Here is a 15,477-nt window from a genome sequence, read left to right as displayed (position 1 = left end):
AACCAAGGGGAAACGTGCCGTTCGGGTCGTAAGCGGCGTAAGCCGCCGGAGTGCCCGTAGGTGCGGTCAACCCTTGGCTCACCTATCCTCTATGCCCCAATGGGCACACTATGAGCGGTATTTTTTAGTACCGGCCCGCTGTACTTCTCAATCTCAAGCTGCGCCATCTGCCCACAGTTACCCTGCGCCAGACTGGAAGAGCCGATATCGAAAGTCAGACAGTTGATATTGCCATTTTTACAGATGGAACCCGGCACTGACGGCTCGGCGGGGTCAAACCATGCACCTTCACTGATCCGTACCACGCCTGGCCGCACATCCTCTGATACCACTGCACCCACCAATATCTGCCCGCGATCATTAAACGCCCGCACCAAATCACCATTCACAATCTGGCGTGCGCTGGCATCTTGCGGGCTGATCAGTATCGCCTCCCGATCGGCAACCGCATATTTTTCACGTAGCGGCGTGTTATCTAACTGCGAATGCAGCCGGTTAATCGGATGTGCGGTATTCAGTGACAGCGGATATTTCTTCGCCTCTACGCCGCGATACCACTCGTGTGGTGGCATCCAGGTCGGAATTCCCTGACAATCGGCATAATCCATTTTGGCGATGGTATCGGAGTAGATCTCAATCTTGCCGGACGGCGTGCCGAGCGGATTGAGCAACGGATTTTCACGATAGTCAGCGAACCGGACCCACTGCTTATTCGCCTCGGGGATCGGGAAGCGAATATAGTTGTTTGACTCCCAGAACATATCAAACGGCGGCAGCGCCACCCGCGCAGTACGGGCCTGAGATTTCATATCGTCATACATCGATTTCAACCACTGGGTTTCATCTTTGCCCTCGGTAAAGGCATCAATCACCCCCAAACGGGTCGCCATTGCGGCGAAGATATCAAAATCGCTGCGGGACTCATGTTGTGGCGGCACACACTGGTGCATCGGGAAGACATAAAGCTGCGAATAGTCGCCGCCCATCTCCAGATCGTTACGTTCATAACTGGTGGTGGCGGGCAGCACAATATCCGCGTGCTTCGCGGTGGCGGTCCAGTAGGGTTCGTTCACCACGATGGTTTCTGGGTGCTGCCAGGCTTTCACCAGATTATTGGTGTCCTGATGCTGATGGAAGGTGTTACCACCCGCCACATAGACCATTTTGACATCCGGATAGGTCACTTTAGTGCCATTGAAATCAATGGTTTTCCCCGGATTAGCCAAACATTCGGCAATGCGTGCCACCGGGATCGGCGCCGGTGAATTCTTCGGCGCGTTACCGGCAGAGATCCCCGGCAAGATGCCGCCTTTCGCGGTCGGGCTACCGCCGGAGGAGTAGTGATAGCTGAAACCAAAACCACCGCCCGGCAGGCCAATTTGGCCGAGCATTGCCGCGACTGTCACCAGCAGCCAGTGCTGCTGTTCACCATGGTGCTGGCGCTGAATCCCCCAGCCGCCCATGATCATGGTGCGCTGTTTCGCCATATCTCGCGCCAGTTGGCGCAGTACATCGGCATCCACGCCACTGATATCTGCTGCCCACTCTGCTGTCTTCGGCTGGCCGTCAGCTTCCCCCAACAGATAGGTCTGGAATTTGTCAAAACCGATAGTATAGGTTTTGATAAAGTCGGGATTATGCAACTTCTCAGTCAATAAGGTGTGGGCAATGCCAATCAGCATGGCGCTGTCGGTATAAGGGCGCGGGGCGATCCATTGTGCATTGGTAAATTTGGCGCTGTCATTATGCACCGGGTCAATACTGATGACTTTGATGCCTTTTTTCTTCAGCGCCTCAAAACCGGTTTGGCCCACATGGTCGGGGATATTCCAGCTATTTTTCAAGGTGATCATCGGGTTACAGCCCCACAGGATCACCAGTTCGCTGTTATCAACCACATTCGGCCAGGCGGTTTGCTGCTCGTAAACCTCCATCGACCCCATCACGTGGGTCATAATCACCTGTGCAGCCCCGGTGGAGTAGTCGCCGGCATAGCCGAGGAAGCCGCCACTGAGATTCATTAGCCGCTGTAGCAGGGTGCGACTGTTGTGCAGCATACCGACACTTTTCCAGCCATAAGAACCGGCGTACAGCGCCTGCGGACCGTGATCTTTCTGCACACGTACAATCTCATTGCACACCAATTCGGTAGCTTTATCCCAACTAACCCGCACCCACTCATCACGGCCACGCAGCTCGGTATGGCTGCCGGGGCCGCCCTCCAACCAGCTTTTTCGCACCATCGGATATTTTATGCGGTTATCGGCATGTACCTGATACGGGGCCATGGTGATCAACTCATTCGGCCAAGGGTCATCTTTGACTGGCTGAACAGCGACCATGCGGCCATTCTCGACGATGGCTTCAAATGCGCCCCAATGCGCGCCAGTCAGAATCCCTTTTTGCGCCTGACGCAGCGCCAGAAACTGAGGTAAAGCTTGACTGATGGCTTGTGCTAATGCGGATTTAGGCCACAGGCCGCCAACCAGTGGTAAAACTGCCAAGGCACTGCTGCCCAGTAAGAAGCGACGGCGGCTCATTTGTAAAGGTTGTATTTGGTATTTAGTCATTTTCGCCTCTTATTTACAGCTTGGCCGGCATATCACTGCCATGTTTTTGTACGTACTGGGTCATCACGCGCAGCTGTTCCTGCGTCAGGGAGGTGCGTGGTGCCATGCCTTTGATTACCCCAATCCATTGGTTCGCGTTGAAGCGATCCAGCGCCGTCAAGCCGTGGCAGCCGGTGCAGTTGGCTGACATCATATCGGCGGCATAGCGCCATATTTTCTGTTGATCATCAACCAGTTGCTTCTTCGGTAACCACACCTGAAGCGCGACCTGATGCCACACCAGTTGGGTTTCCGGGTCTGTCTGGGTGCTAAGGGTTTTCAGTGCTTTTTGCGCGTCGTCACCCAGTAAAACACTCAGGATGCGCTTGCCCTGGGCGGCATAGAATACCTCTGCTACGCCATCTTGCTGCCAGCCTTTAACATCCACCAACACCTGATCACCTTGCTGTTTCAGCACTTCAACTTGGGTCGATGGCATCAGATTACCGGCGTTATGGCTATCACTGGCGTTCATAAAGAACGGCTCAGTAGCGATGGTATAGAGCGTGGTGGCACTGGCGGGAGTTTGCGCGGCGGCGGTTGCCAGTTCAGCAGCACCCGCTTGGGTTACTTCACTCATATCCGGCAGGATGTGGGCGACACCTTTATGGCAGTCGATGCAGGTTTCACCTTTTTTAATCGCCACAGGATGCTGAATGCGCGCTTCAGCACTTTGCCCAGTGATATCCATGGCATCAAAACTGTGGCATGAGCGGCAGGTGGCGGAATCACTCTCTTTCAGCGTCTTCCAGACCGATTGGGCCATGGCAAGTTTATGAGCTTCATATTTCTCTGGTGTATCAATAGTGCCAGCCATTTCACCGTAGATATCTTTCACCGCGCGGATTTTGGTCCATAAATAGTCCAGTGGCTCATGGGGTACATGACAGTCAGCACATTCAGCACGGATGCCTTTGGTATTTTGAAAGTGGACACTTCCCTGATATTCAGCCAAGGGCTGTTGCATGGTGTGGCAGGAGACGCAGAACGCGGTGTCGCTGGTTTTATGGAGGACAGTAGCAGTACCTGCCAATAACGCCGCACCTATAATGATGCCGATCAGCAGTATCCATAACCATCCCCACCGGCGTCGTTTCACGAAGCCAGTCTGTTTTTTGCTCATAATTGCACCCACTGTAAATTATCTAATAATTATTGGTGAAACAGACGGATCAAATGCACTAATAGCTAAGATGCCAGATAATCTGCCAATAAAAACTTATCCAATAGCGATAAATCTATCCCATAATATAAGTAGGTCTATTGTAGGGCGATTTTCTACTGATGGCTAACCCGAATGGGGTATTTAGCAATATTAGTTCAGATTTGCTGAGTATAAATGCGAGGAATGAACGAATTTTTGCGACGCAGGGCAAATAACCAGCTGAAATTGCTGGTTATATGGTGGCTTATATAGCGCTATTTTTTAGTCGTAAGTGCGGTAAAACTGCTGATTGAGCCATAAATCGATGGCGTGGCGGCTGGCTTCAAAATGCGGTTCAGGTAACTCCCGTGGATTACACCATAGCCATTGCTGACACTTATCCGGCTCTTTCAGCTCTGGCTGTCCACCGGGATGCTGCGCCAGTAAGCAGACCGAAACGGTATGTTTGCCCTCATCGCGCCAGGTGGCAATGTTATTGCACAGCGCGATAACATGCAGATTATTGATATTTAAGCCGGTTTCTTCGAAAATCTCGCGTGTCGCCGCCTGCTCAAATGACTCCCCAGCCTCCATATGACCACCGGGAATTGACCAGTAAGGGGCATGCTGACCGCAACGCTTACCCAACAGTACATCACCTTGTTGATTGACGATAATCACGCCAACACCGACCACAACAGACATCGTATTCACTCCCTATAAATGTGTATCAGCAACCATCAGCTAGTTTGGCCATTTCGCTACTGACATAAACCTGTTCATAGCAAAAATGTGCGGGATGTCAAAAATCCATCAAGAATTAGAGCAGAAAACTTGCATATATTCTTAGCTGGAAACACACTCCTTGAAACGTTTCAGCGTTATCTCGTCACCAGATGATAAAGGGTAACGCTCCTGTTTCTCATTAAAGCTGAAACGATTCAACTTCAGCAGGAGAGGAGATATATGTTCCAATTATCGACGAAAGATATCCATCTGGCTGCACAAGCAGACAGTAAAAACGACGCTATCACTCAGGTGGCCGCGGCACTGACTCAAGCGGGTTGCGTGGCTGCCGCTTATGTTGATGGCATGTTGGCCCGCGAGCAGCAAACATCCACCTATCTGGGTAATGGTATCGCCATTCCACATGGTACCACTGATACCCGCGACTTAGTGCTGAACACCGGCGTACAGGTGTTCCAATTCCCGCAGGGCATCGCGTGGGGCGACGATCAAACCGCCTATATCGTGATTGGCATTGCGGCCCGTTCTGATGAGCATTTGGCCTTATTGCGCCAGTTAACCCACGTATTAAGTGATGATGCGGTGGCGGAGCAACTGGCCACCACTACCTCGGCTGAAGAGTTACGCAGTTTGCTGATGGGAGAGAAAAAAGCGGCTGAATTCCATTTCGACACCTCACTGATAGCCCTTGATGTGGCGGCGGATAACCTGATCACGCTGCAAGCGCTGAATGCCGGTCGTTTACAGCAAATCGGCGCAGTCGATGCCCGTTTTGTGAGTGATGTGATTACCCGTGCGCCACTGAATTTGGGGCAGGGTATCTGGTTGAGTGACAGCACCGAAGGCAATTTGGTCAGTGCTGCCACGGTAAGCCGCCCGGCGACTGCTTTCGAGCATCATGGCGAAAAAGTGGCTCTGCTGCTGACACTCTCGGTAGCTGATGATCAACCGCTGTCGGTGCTGAACTATCTCAGCGACCTGCTACTGGCGAAAAAAGCTGACCTGTTGCTGAACGCCGATGCCGCCGCGCTGCTGGCACTGCTGACCCGCGAGTATGTTGAGCAAAGCGAAGTCTTAAGCGCTGAATTTGTTATCCGTAACGAACACGGGTTACATGCGCGACCAGGGACGATTTTAGTCAATACAATCAAACAGTTTACCAGTGAAATCACCGTGACCAACTTGGACGGCACCGGTAAACCCGCTAATGGACGTAGTCTGATGAAAGTAGTGGCTTTAGGGGTTAAAAAAGGCAATCGCCTGCGCTTTACCGCCAGCGGTGAAGATGCACAGGCAGCACTGGATGCCATTGGTGAAGCTATCGCCGCCGGTTTGGGCGAGGGGGCAGCATGAGCAGAAGAGTCGCCACCATCACACTGAATCCGGCTTACGATCTGGTGGGTTTTTGCCCTGAAATCGAACGTGGTGAAGTCAATCTGGTGAAAACCGCCGGTCTACATGCCGCAGGTAAAGGGATCAATGTTGCCAAGGTGCTGAAAGACTTGGGAATTGATGTCACCGTCGGCGGCTTCTTGGGTAAAGATAACCAAGATGGCTTCCAGCTGTTATTCAGCGAACTGGGTATCGCCAACCGTTTTCAGGTGGTGCCAGGCCGTACCCGCATTAACGTCAAACTGACGGAAAAAGATGGCGAAGTGACCGACTTTAACTTCTCCGGTTTTGAAGTGACCAAACCGGATTGGGATCGCTTCGTCAACGACTCATTGAGCTGGTTGGGGCAGTTCGACATGGTCGCGGTCAGCGGCAGTCTGCCCGCTGGCGTCAATCCAGATGACTTCACTGACTGGATGAAACGCCTGCGCTCCCAGTGCCCATGCATCATCTTCGACAGCAGCCGTGAAGCACTGGTCGCCGGGCTGAAAGCTTCACCATGGTTGGTGAAACCAAACCGCCGTGAGTTGGAAATTTGGGCTGGTCGCCCACTACCCGAACTGGGTGATGTGGTGGAGGCCGCGCACGCCTTGCGTGATCAGGGGATTGCCCATGTGGTTATCTCTCTCGGTGCGGAAGGGGCATTGTGGGTCAACGCCTCCGGTGCCTGGCTGGCAAAACCGCCGGCCTGTGAAGTGGTCAGCACTGTCGGTGCCGGTGACTCAATGGTAGGTGGCCTGATCTACGGATTATTAATGCGCGAGTCCAGCGAACACACGCTGCGTCTGGCGACAGCAGTCGCTGCTTTGGCCGTCAGTCAGAGCAATGTGGGTATTACGGATCGCCCGCAGTTAGCCGCCATGATGGCAAAAGTCGACCTGAAACCCTTTAATTAATCTCCGGAGGCGAAATGAAAACGCTACTAATAATAGACAGTTCGCTCGGGCAGGCCAGAGGCCACCTCGCGACACTGATGTTGGGTGCTGCGGCGGCAAAAGCAGGACTGAGCTGGGTTGAGAGTGCAGCTGATGCCGAGCTGGTGATTGTCGCTGGGCAATCAGCCCCGGCTGACAGTGCGCTGAACGGCAAAAAACTCTATATCGGTGATGTAGAAACAGCGGTACGCGATCCGGAGGCTTTCCTGGCCCAAGCCATTGCTCAGGCCAAACCCTATCAGGCGACTGTTGCAGCATCTGCGCCTGTTGCGGCCAACAGCGCGCCAAAACGTATCGTGGCAATTACTGCGTGCCCAACAGGGGTGGCGCACACCTTTATGGCAGCAGAAGCCATTGAAAGTGAAGCGAAAAAACGTGGCTGGTGGGTAAAAGTTGAAACCCGTGGCTCCGTGGGTGCAGGCAATACAATTACACCCGAAGAGGTGGCGGCGGCTGATCTGGTGATCGTGGCCGCTGATATTGAAGTGGATCTCGATAAGTTTGTCGGCAAACCGATGTATCGCACCACCACAGGTCTGGCGCTGAAGAAAACCGTGCAAGAGCTGGATAAAGCTCTGGTGGAAGCTGAGGTTTATCAGCCAAAAACCGGCAGCAGCACCAGCAGCAAGAAAACAGAAACTGGCGGCCCGTATCGCCACCTGTTGACCGGTGTCTCCTACATGCTGCCGATGGTGGTGGCGGGGGGCTTGTGTATCGCGCTCTCCTTTGTGTTCGGCATCAAAGCATTTGAAGTGAAAGGCACACTGGCTGCCGCCTTGATGCAAATCGGTGGCGGTTCTGCATTTGCCCTGATGGTGCCAGTTTTGGCGGGCTTTATTGCCTTCTCCATTGCTGACCGCCCAGGTCTGACGCCGGGTTTGATTGGTGGTATGTTAGCCGTAAGCACTGGTGCGGGTTTCCTCGGTGGTATCATTGCCGGTTTCCTGGCAGGTTACGTCGCGAAAGCTATCAGCACCAGACTGCAATTACCGCAAAGTATGGAAGCGCTCAAACCGATATTGATCATCCCGCTAGTGGCGAGCTTGATTGTCGGTTTGGTGATGATTTATGTGGTCGGTACGCCGGTGGCAAAAATCATGACTGGCCTGACTGATTGGCTGCAATCCATGGGTACTGCGAATGCGGTGCTGCTGGGGGCTATTCTCGGTGCGATGATGTGTACCGACATGGGTGGGCCGGTCAACAAAGCGGCCTACGCCTTTGGTGTGGCGCTGCTTAGCTCTTCAGTTTATGCACCGATGGCAGCCATCATGGCGGCGGGGATGGTGCCACCGCTGGCAATGGGTCTGGCAACACTGTTGGCGCGTCATAAGTTCGACAAAGGTGAGCAGGAGGGGGGCAAAGCGGCGCTGGTTCTGGGCTTATGCTTTATCTCTGAAGGGGCGATCCCGTTTGCTGCCCGTGACCCAATGCGCGTCTTGCCGTGCTGTATCGCCGGTGGCGCACTGACAGGTGCACTCTCTATGGCATTCGGCGCACAACTGATGGCGCCACACGGCGGCTTGTTCGTGCTGCTGATCCCAGGGGCTATCCATCCAGTGCTGTTATATCTGGTGGCTATTATTGCCGGTACTGTGTTGGCTGGTGGTACATACGCCATGCTGAAACGCCCTGATGACGTGGTGGCGAAAGTCGCGTAACACTCTATTCAGTTAGCGCATTATTCAGTTAGCGCATTATTCAGTTAGCGCAGTTTAGGTAGAGATAAAAAAACCGGCCTCAAGTGCCGGTTTTTTCATTTTGACTCAAGCAGTTGCCTCAATCGTATTGGCTAAACTTCAGCTTGCGACTTCAACCAGGCTATCTCTTCGGCCCAAATATCCATATTCACCGTTTCCAGAATGAGCGGAATATTATCAAAACGCGCATCGCGCATAATATAGCTGAATACGGTTTTGCCGATATTACCCTCACCGAGGCTGTGATGGCGGTCGACACGGCTGTTAAATTCGCTTTTCGCATCATTAAGATGCATACCGCGCAGATACTGAAAACCGACGATATCACCGAGCTGCTTGAAGGTGTGCTCGCAATCGGCTTCGGTACGTAAATCATAACCAGCGGCGAAAGCATGGCAGGTATCAATACAGACGCCAACCCGGCTCTTATCTTCTACGCCGTCAATGATGGCGGCCAGATGTTCGAACTTAAAGCCCAGATTACTGCCCTGTCCGGCGGTATTTTCGATCACCGCCGTGACACCCTCACTGGCATCCAGCGCGATATTGATTGATTCAGCAATGCGCGCGAGACACTTATCTTCATCAATTTGCAGTAAATGGCTGCCGGGGTGGAAGTTCAGTAGTGACAACCCCAGTTGCTGGCAGCGGGCCATTTCATCAATAAAGGCTTCGCGAGATTTCTCTAGCGCCTCAATGACCGGATGGCCAAGGTTGATCAGATAGCTGTCGTGCGGCAAAATTTGAGCTGAAGTGTAGCCATATTGCTCACAAGCTAGCTTAAACCTCTCAATAACATCTTCCGCTAGTGGGGCTGCGCGCCATTGGCGCTGATTCTTGGTAAACAGGGCAAAGGCGGTGGCCTCAAGCTCATGCGCCCGAATCACCGCCTGGTCTACGCCCCCTGCGGCACTGACGTGTGCTCCGACAAATTTCATTCCATTCTCCTTTGGTAACCGAGCCATTATGGCATTGATAGCGGAATGATTGAATGGTGGAAGCGGAGAGAAAAGAGAAGGGCCGCTTGATGCAGCCCTTGGTGACACTATTTTATGCCGCGATATGCTGAACCAGTAAGTTGATGCCTGTCCCGCCAACCAACAGCCAGACAAACAGCAGCAGGGCCAGTAACAGTGGTTTAACCCCCGCCTGACGAATGGAGCCAATATGGGTGGTTAGCCCCAGTGCCGCCATCGCCATTGCCAACAAAATGGTATCCAGTGTAATCAGATGGTTGACCCAGGCTGCGGGCAGCAGATTGAGTGAGTTAAAACCGGCCATCAGAATAAATATCACCGCAAACCAAGGAATGGTGATGGCACTTTTCTCACGTTTTTCCCCGCTGGTTTTTAGGCTGCTACGCCCCAGATAGGCGGAAAGTAACAGCAAGAATGGTGCTAACATCATCACCCGGATCATTTTGGTGATAACCGCCGCATTTTCAGCATCAGGGCCAATGGCATGTCCGGCAGCTACCACCTGCGCCACTTCGTGGATCGTCGAACCGGCAAAGATACCAAAGGTCTCCTGACTCCATGGTAGCCACTGGTAATGTAGGTTTAGCTGATACAGCCATGGGTAAACAAAGATAGCCAGCGTACCGAAAATTACCACCGTGGCGACGGCAACCGCCACTTTGCTGGCGTCAGCTTTCAGCACCGGCTCGGTGGCCATAATGGCGGCGGCACCACAAATACTGCTACCAGCACCAATCAACATCACTGTTTGCTGATCCAAGCCGAAAACACGTTTACCCAGCCAACACGCCAGGATAAAGGTAGAGCTTAGGGTTAACAGGTCAATGAGCATACCGGTCGCGCCGACATCAGCGACTTGCTGGAAGGTCAAGCGGAAGCCGTACAAAATGATCCCCAATCGCAGCAAGTGCTGTTTGGCGAGCAGCACGCCGTCAGCACAAACGGGTTGCACCCACGGATAGAGTGTATTGCCGACGACGATACCAAATATGATAGCCAACGTCAGGGCGCCGAGGCCCATATCGATAAACCACGGCATATCACCCACGGTAAGCGCCAACCCAGTCATCACACCGGTTAACACCAAACCCGGAAGATAGCGGGGCAGGGTAAACTGCTGTGGTCGAGGGAGTTCTTTGCTATGAGAAGTTGCCATGTTTTATATCCTATTGCCTGTAAAGATTGTGGGTAGTTTAACGACTTTGGCAATAATAGATAAATTCATTATATATTTATAATTAATCGATATAAGTGGTAAGTGGGAATTAGGCCCGAGTCAAGGCCAGGAGCACGGCTATCGGTGAGTCAGGCATACGAAAATAGGTATGCCTGATAATACATTTAGCGGGATGTTGGCTGAGCAGCTTGCATGGTTACAGTGGGGGTAGTGTCACTATTTGGATTCTGGGCTGAGCCAAGAACACAAGTCTCAAAATCCTCCGCCATCATACATTCCGACTGACACTCCTCCGGACTTTCGCCTGCGAGTTCACATGCACTGGCATAGGTAGGAATGGTTGCCGTGGCTAAAAAAAGCAGCAAATACTTAATGGTGTTATTCATAATTAATACCTCGCTAATTGAAATTCATCCATAGATTTCAGATGCGAATAGCTATTGCTAATACACTAATAAATAAAACAATTAATAATATTGGTGCGGGGATATACGATAACTTATCACATCATGGAAAAGAGTATGTCTATAAAACGAGCTGCACAATGAGTTAATATGCGTATTAATTTGTCTAAATCATCGGAATAAGTAATGGATATTAGGTGTAATAAGGTTACCGTTAGTCGGTAGTAATATTATTAATTATGTTATTACTTTGCTGGCATCCTCAGCATATAAACAACTCTACCCCATTTTAATCCGTTTAAGACTGAACGCGGTATCCCGCTTTGCTAAACCTGCAGTTACCTATTGACTATCTGGTTGATTTTAAAGATGGTTATCAGTACGGTTGCCGCAGTTGCTTACTCTATTTTCTTTCACTCAGATGATAACAAATAACCCTCTTTCCGCTTAATTTCCTGCACCGATAACCTGCCGATTTTGCTTAAAGGTGTTAGTCTTATACGGTAATTGAGGCTATAGGCTTTTTCGTCAGTGATGGTATTGACAACTAATAAGTTAGCTCGGTTCATCCAGTAACTGACGAGCAGAGTGATGATAGCGTCCTCCATTTTTTACTACAGAGACCGTTATGCACATAACCTTACGTCAACTTGAAGTCTTTACTGAGGTGCTGAAAAGCGGCTCTACGACCCAAGCCTCGGTTGTGCTCGCGCTTTCACAATCAGCAGTCAGCGCTGCCTTGGCGGATTTGGAAGGGCAATTGGGGGTGCAACTGTTTGATAGGGTCGGTAAGCGGTTGGTTACCAATGAACATGGGCGTTTACTTTACCCCAAAGCATTGGCACTACTCGACCAGACAATGGAAATAGAACAGCTTTTTTTGCAGGATCTGGGGGCATTACGTATCGCCGCCAGCAGTACCATTGGCAATTATATGTTACCGGGCATGATTGCTAAGTATCGGCGCGATTTCCCCGGCACACCTCTGGAGCTGAATATCGGCAACAGTCAGGATGTGATTGAGGCGGTGGCTGATTTTCGCGGTGATCTGGGGCTGATTGAGGGGCCGTGTCATATGCCGGAGTTGATGACACAAGCCTGGCTACAAGATGAGCTGGTGGTCTTTGCCGCGCCGGATAATCCGCTGTGCCACAAAATGCTGACACTGGATGAGCTAGCGAGTGCAGACTGGATCTTACGTGAGCGCGGCTCAGGCACCCGTGAAGTGCTGGATCACCTGCTATTGGCGAAATTGCCGCACTTTAAATTGGTCATGGAGCTGGGTAATTCGGAGGCGATTAAGCGGGCAGTACGTTATGGCATGGGTATCAGTTGCCTGTCGCGCAGGGTGATAGCCGATCAACTTGCTAATGGCGAATTGATTGAGCTGAATATCCCGCTACCCACACTGGTACGTACCTTATACTTGATTCACCATCGGCAAAAACACATCTCTAACGCCTTGCAGCGTTTCCTGAGTTATTGCCAGGAAGAGCACTGAGCGGCGTAGATGAGCCGCAAGCGAATGACTCGTGTAGGCCCGCGGATTTTAAGTGTTTTACACCAGCTCTGCGGGTTATTGCGGCAAGAAAAACCTACGGCTAACTGTTTTTACTGGCAATCGCGCTTTTGCTAATAATTGCGCTGGGATCATGAAGGTATCTTATATCAGTGCATTGTTACTATCCGAGCGGGTGGGATTTGTTACAATCCCGCCTTATTTTTTAAGGGTGGATTAGGGTAATAATGACTCAGCAAAATACTAAAACCCCAGTGCCGCAGGGCGCACAGCGTCTGCGACGAGAGTTAAAATCGCGGCATTTAGCCATGATTGCTATCGGCGGATCTATTGGTACCGGCTTATTTGTTGCCTCAGGGGCAACAGTATCGCAAGCAGGCCCAGGGGGCGCACTGCTCTCCTATGCATTGATTGGCCTGATGGTTTACTTCCTGATGACCAGCCTTGGTGAATTAGCGGCATTTATGCCCGTTTCCGGCTCATTTTCAACTTACGGCTCCAAATATGTTGAGGAGGGCTTCGGCTTCGCCCTCGGCTGGAACTACTGGTACAACTGGGCGGTCACTATCGCCGTTGACCTGGTCGCCGCACAATTGGTGATGAATTACTGGTTCCCCGATGCCCCCGGTTGGATCTGGAGTGCGCTATTCCTCGGGCTGATGTTCTTGCTGAACTACATCTCAGTCAAAGGTTTTGGCGAAGCGGAATACTGGTTCTCCCTGATTAAAGTGGTCACGGTTGTGGTCTTCATCATTATTGGTGTGATGATGATAAGCGGCATCATGAAAGGGGGCGAAAGTGCAGGTTGGCACAACTGGACGATAGGTGATGCCCCGTTTGCGGGTGGATTCTCTGCGATGATTGGGGTGGCGATGATTGTCGGTTTCTCCTTCCAGGGGACGGAACTGATCGGTATTGCCGCCGGTGAATCAAAAGATCCGGGCAAAAACATTCCTCGTGCCGTGCGTAAAGTATTCTGGCGTATTCTGCTGTTCTATATCTTCGCTATTTTGATTATCAGCCTGATTATTCCGTATACCGACCCAAGTCTGTTACGTAATGACGTTAAAGATATCAGTGTCAGCCCATTCACCTTGGTGTTCCAGAATGCGGGCCTGTTGTCAGCGGCGGCAGTGATGAATGCGGTTATCCTGACGGCGGTACTCTCTGCCGGTAACTCTGGCATGTACGCCTCGACCCGCATGCTGTTTACCTTAGCCTCTGAAGGTAAAGCGCCACGGATTTTTGCTAAACTGTCTAAGGGCGGTGTGCCGCGTAATGCCTTGTATGCCACTACCGTAGTTGCGGGGTTATGCTTCCTCAGCTCAATGTTTGGTAACCAAACCGTCTATCTATGGTTGCTAAATACCTCAGGGATGACCGGCTTTATCGCCTGGTTAGGTATTGCTATCAGTCACTATCGTTTCCGCCGTGGTTATATGATCCAGGGCCGTGATTTGAACGATTTGCCGTATCAGTCCGGTTTCTTCCCGCTGGGGCCGATTTTTGCCTTTGTGCTCTGCTTGATCATTACCTTGGGGCAGAACTATCAGGCATTCCTGCAAGACCGCATTGACTGGTATGGCGTCACCGCCACCTATATCGGCATTCCATTGTTCCTGGTGATTTGGTTCGGCTACAAGCTGACCCGTGGCACTAAGGTTATCAAATATAAAGAGATGGAATTCCCGAAATGGCGTGATGATAGTGAAGATTATCAGGAGCCGAAAAAAACGGTGTGACCTCTGACTAAATAGCATCTGGTGGTCAATAACGTGTTGTAGTGATGAAGGGCGATATTTGTATCGCCCTTTTTTACGGCGGCAATCTGCTTGTTATTTAAGCGATATCTCAGTCGGTCGGGCCATCAATAGGCAAAAAATTTCTCTGATATACCCCACTCTCCCGACCAAATTTTGGCCTGCTGGGCCGCGCCGATTAAATTACATTATAAAATATAGGGTTACATATAATTATACGCAGTCAATTACACCAACCTTATTGATAATTATTATCGTTTGATTTATTGTTAGCACCATATTGAATTCGTCGTTCCCCTCCTGTCGAGCCAAATGGACAGTGATTGGAGGCTGGGAACCAGCAACGAAAACATGAGTTTTAAGCAGTAATAATGGCTCGTAACAGGTAACGGAATAATGAGTATAACCACAGAATCCAGGACCAAAACATCCAGCGGGGCTGATGTTAATGTGATGGGGCGCTATAAGAGCATGGCGCGGGCATCATGGCGCAAATTGGGCGTCATGTTGGCGGTGTTTGCCCTGATGTTACCACTGTCGATGATGAGTTCGTGGAGGCTGACGGCGTTGCGTTTAGGTGAAGATCGGGCGATCAGTTTTGGTATCGATGTTCGCCGCCTACGGCTAGGAACATTGTTACGTATCAGCATGTTATCGGCACTGGCGGTGGCCTTTGTTGTCGGACTGGTGGCACCACATATTGCGCGCATGATGTTTGGTGAGCAAGGAGACGCGCAAACGCAATATTATTACCGTGGTTGTGGTGCATGACATCAATATCGCCTTGCGCCATGGCGACCATGTACTGATGTTACAAAATGGCACCTTGATTGCGGATGGTCGACCGGAAGAGGTGATTACACCGCAGAGTCTGGCCAAAGTGTATGGAGTGAAAGGGCGTATTGAGCGCTGCTCGCAAGGCACTGCGCAAGTATTAATTGATGGATTGATAACGGAACCCCAATAGCCTTGGGTCTATTTCGACAGTAATAGGTTTCACATAATAATAATTAAGCATTAGGCAGTAATAGTTGGAAGCGCTATTTCTGCTGTGGTGAGCTATTGCCGAAATTTATAAAAATAACTTTCACCTGCCCGACAGGCGGCATCGTT

General features: G+C 51.2%; 11 protein-coding genes and 2 pseudogenes. 7 read left to right on the top strand and 6 right to left on the bottom strand.

Going from position 1 to position 15,477, the window contains the following annotated elements; all coding sequences use genetic code 11:
* Window positions 1-89: 89 nt before the first annotated feature.
* The 3 genes from torA to HRK25_RS18675 all read right to left on the bottom strand — a co-directional run bounded on the left by torA (window position 90) and on the right by HRK25_RS18675 (window position 4,458).
* The gene (torA, locus tag HRK25_RS18685) at window positions 90-2,570 is read right to left on the bottom strand and encodes a trimethylamine-N-oxide reductase TorA (protein ID WP_005274494.1); all 2,481 of its coding nucleotides are present in this window, start codon (window positions 2,568-2,570) and stop codon (window positions 90-92) included.
* Window positions 2,571-2,583: 13 nt separating this feature from the next.
* On the bottom strand, window positions 2,584-3,732 hold the full coding sequence (locus HRK25_RS18680) for a NapC/NirT family cytochrome c (RefSeq protein WP_032897942.1): 1,149 nt from the start codon (window positions 3,730-3,732) through the stop codon (window positions 2,584-2,586).
* 303 nt (window positions 3,733-4,035) lie between these two features.
* A complete protein-coding gene (locus HRK25_RS18675; protein WP_005274499.1) occupies window positions 4,036-4,458 on the bottom strand; it encodes a nucleotide triphosphate diphosphatase NUDT15 in 423 nt (140 codons plus the stop codon).
* 261 nt (window positions 4,459-4,719) lie between these two features.
* Between HRK25_RS18675 and fruB the strand changes: the two genes are divergently transcribed.
* From fruB to fruA, 3 genes are read left to right on the top strand one after another with little or no spacing between them, the layout of a single operon-like run.
* Complete coding sequence (gene fruB, locus HRK25_RS18670) at window positions 4,720-5,853, top strand: fused PTS fructose transporter subunit IIA/HPr protein (protein WP_005274503.1); 1,134 nt, start codon at window positions 4,720-4,722, stop codon at window positions 5,851-5,853.
* Complete coding sequence (fruK, locus tag HRK25_RS18665; RefSeq protein ID WP_032819407.1) at window positions 5,850-6,788, top strand: 1-phosphofructokinase; 939 nt, start codon at window positions 5,850-5,852, stop codon at window positions 6,786-6,788. Before fruB ends, fruK begins: the two co-directional genes overlap by 4 nt.
* A gap of 14 nt (window positions 6,789-6,802) precedes the next feature.
* Entirely contained in the window at window positions 6,803-8,488 is a 1,686-nt protein-coding gene (gene fruA / locus HRK25_RS18660) for a PTS fructose transporter subunit IIBC (protein WP_005274509.1), read from the top strand.
* A gap of 131 nt (window positions 8,489-8,619) precedes the next feature.
* On the opposite strand, the gene nfo is transcribed toward fruA, so the two are convergent.
* The 3 genes from nfo to HRK25_RS18645 form a co-directional block, all read right to left on the bottom strand.
* Entirely contained in the window at window positions 8,620-9,465 is an 846-nt protein-coding gene (gene nfo / locus HRK25_RS18655; RefSeq protein WP_005274512.1) for a deoxyribonuclease IV, read from the bottom strand.
* A gap of 112 nt (window positions 9,466-9,577) precedes the next feature.
* Window positions 9,578-10,660 carry a YeiH family protein gene (locus tag HRK25_RS18650; protein ID WP_032897943.1) on the bottom strand — a complete coding sequence of 361 codons (1,083 nt, stop codon included), beginning with the start codon at window positions 10,658-10,660 and terminating at the stop codon, window positions 9,578-9,580.
* A 185-nt stretch (window positions 10,661-10,845) separates the two neighbouring features.
* Window positions 10,846-11,067: a hypothetical protein gene (locus HRK25_RS18645; RefSeq protein WP_032897944.1), complete on the bottom strand. Its 222-nt coding sequence runs from the start codon at window positions 11,065-11,067 to the stop codon at window positions 10,846-10,848.
* A gap of 646 nt (window positions 11,068-11,713) precedes the next feature.
* Here HRK25_RS18645 and yieE point away from each other — a divergent pair.
* The 4 genes and pseudogenes from yieE to HRK25_RS18625 all read left to right on the top strand — a co-directional run.
* Window positions 11,714-12,586 (top strand): DNA-binding transcriptional regulator YeiE, encoded by an 873-nt coding sequence (yieE, locus tag HRK25_RS18640; protein ID WP_005274521.1) that lies wholly within the window; start codon window positions 11,714-11,716, stop codon window positions 12,584-12,586.
* Between the two features lie 245 nt (window positions 12,587-12,831).
* Window positions 12,832-14,346 (top strand): amino acid permease, encoded by a 1,515-nt coding sequence (locus tag HRK25_RS18635; RefSeq protein ID WP_005274524.1) that lies wholly within the window; start codon window positions 12,832-12,834, stop codon window positions 14,344-14,346.
* A 486-nt stretch (window positions 14,347-14,832) separates the two neighbouring features.
* Window positions 14,833-15,087: pseudogene (locus tag HRK25_RS18630) on the top strand (iron chelate uptake ABC transporter family permease subunit); the annotation flags it as partial.
* A pseudogene (locus HRK25_RS18625) lies at window positions 15,080-15,331 on the top strand (ABC transporter ATP-binding protein); the annotation flags it as partial. The pseudogenes HRK25_RS18630 and HRK25_RS18625, both read left to right, overlap by 8 nt.
* Between the last annotated feature and the right edge of the window lie 146 nt (window positions 15,332-15,477).

Source organism: Yersinia bercovieri ATCC 43970 (assembly GCF_013282745.1).
Lineage (GTDB): Bacteria > Pseudomonadota > Gammaproteobacteria > Enterobacterales > Enterobacteriaceae > Yersinia > Yersinia bercovieri.
This window is presented reverse-complemented; position numbering and strand designations above follow the sequence as displayed.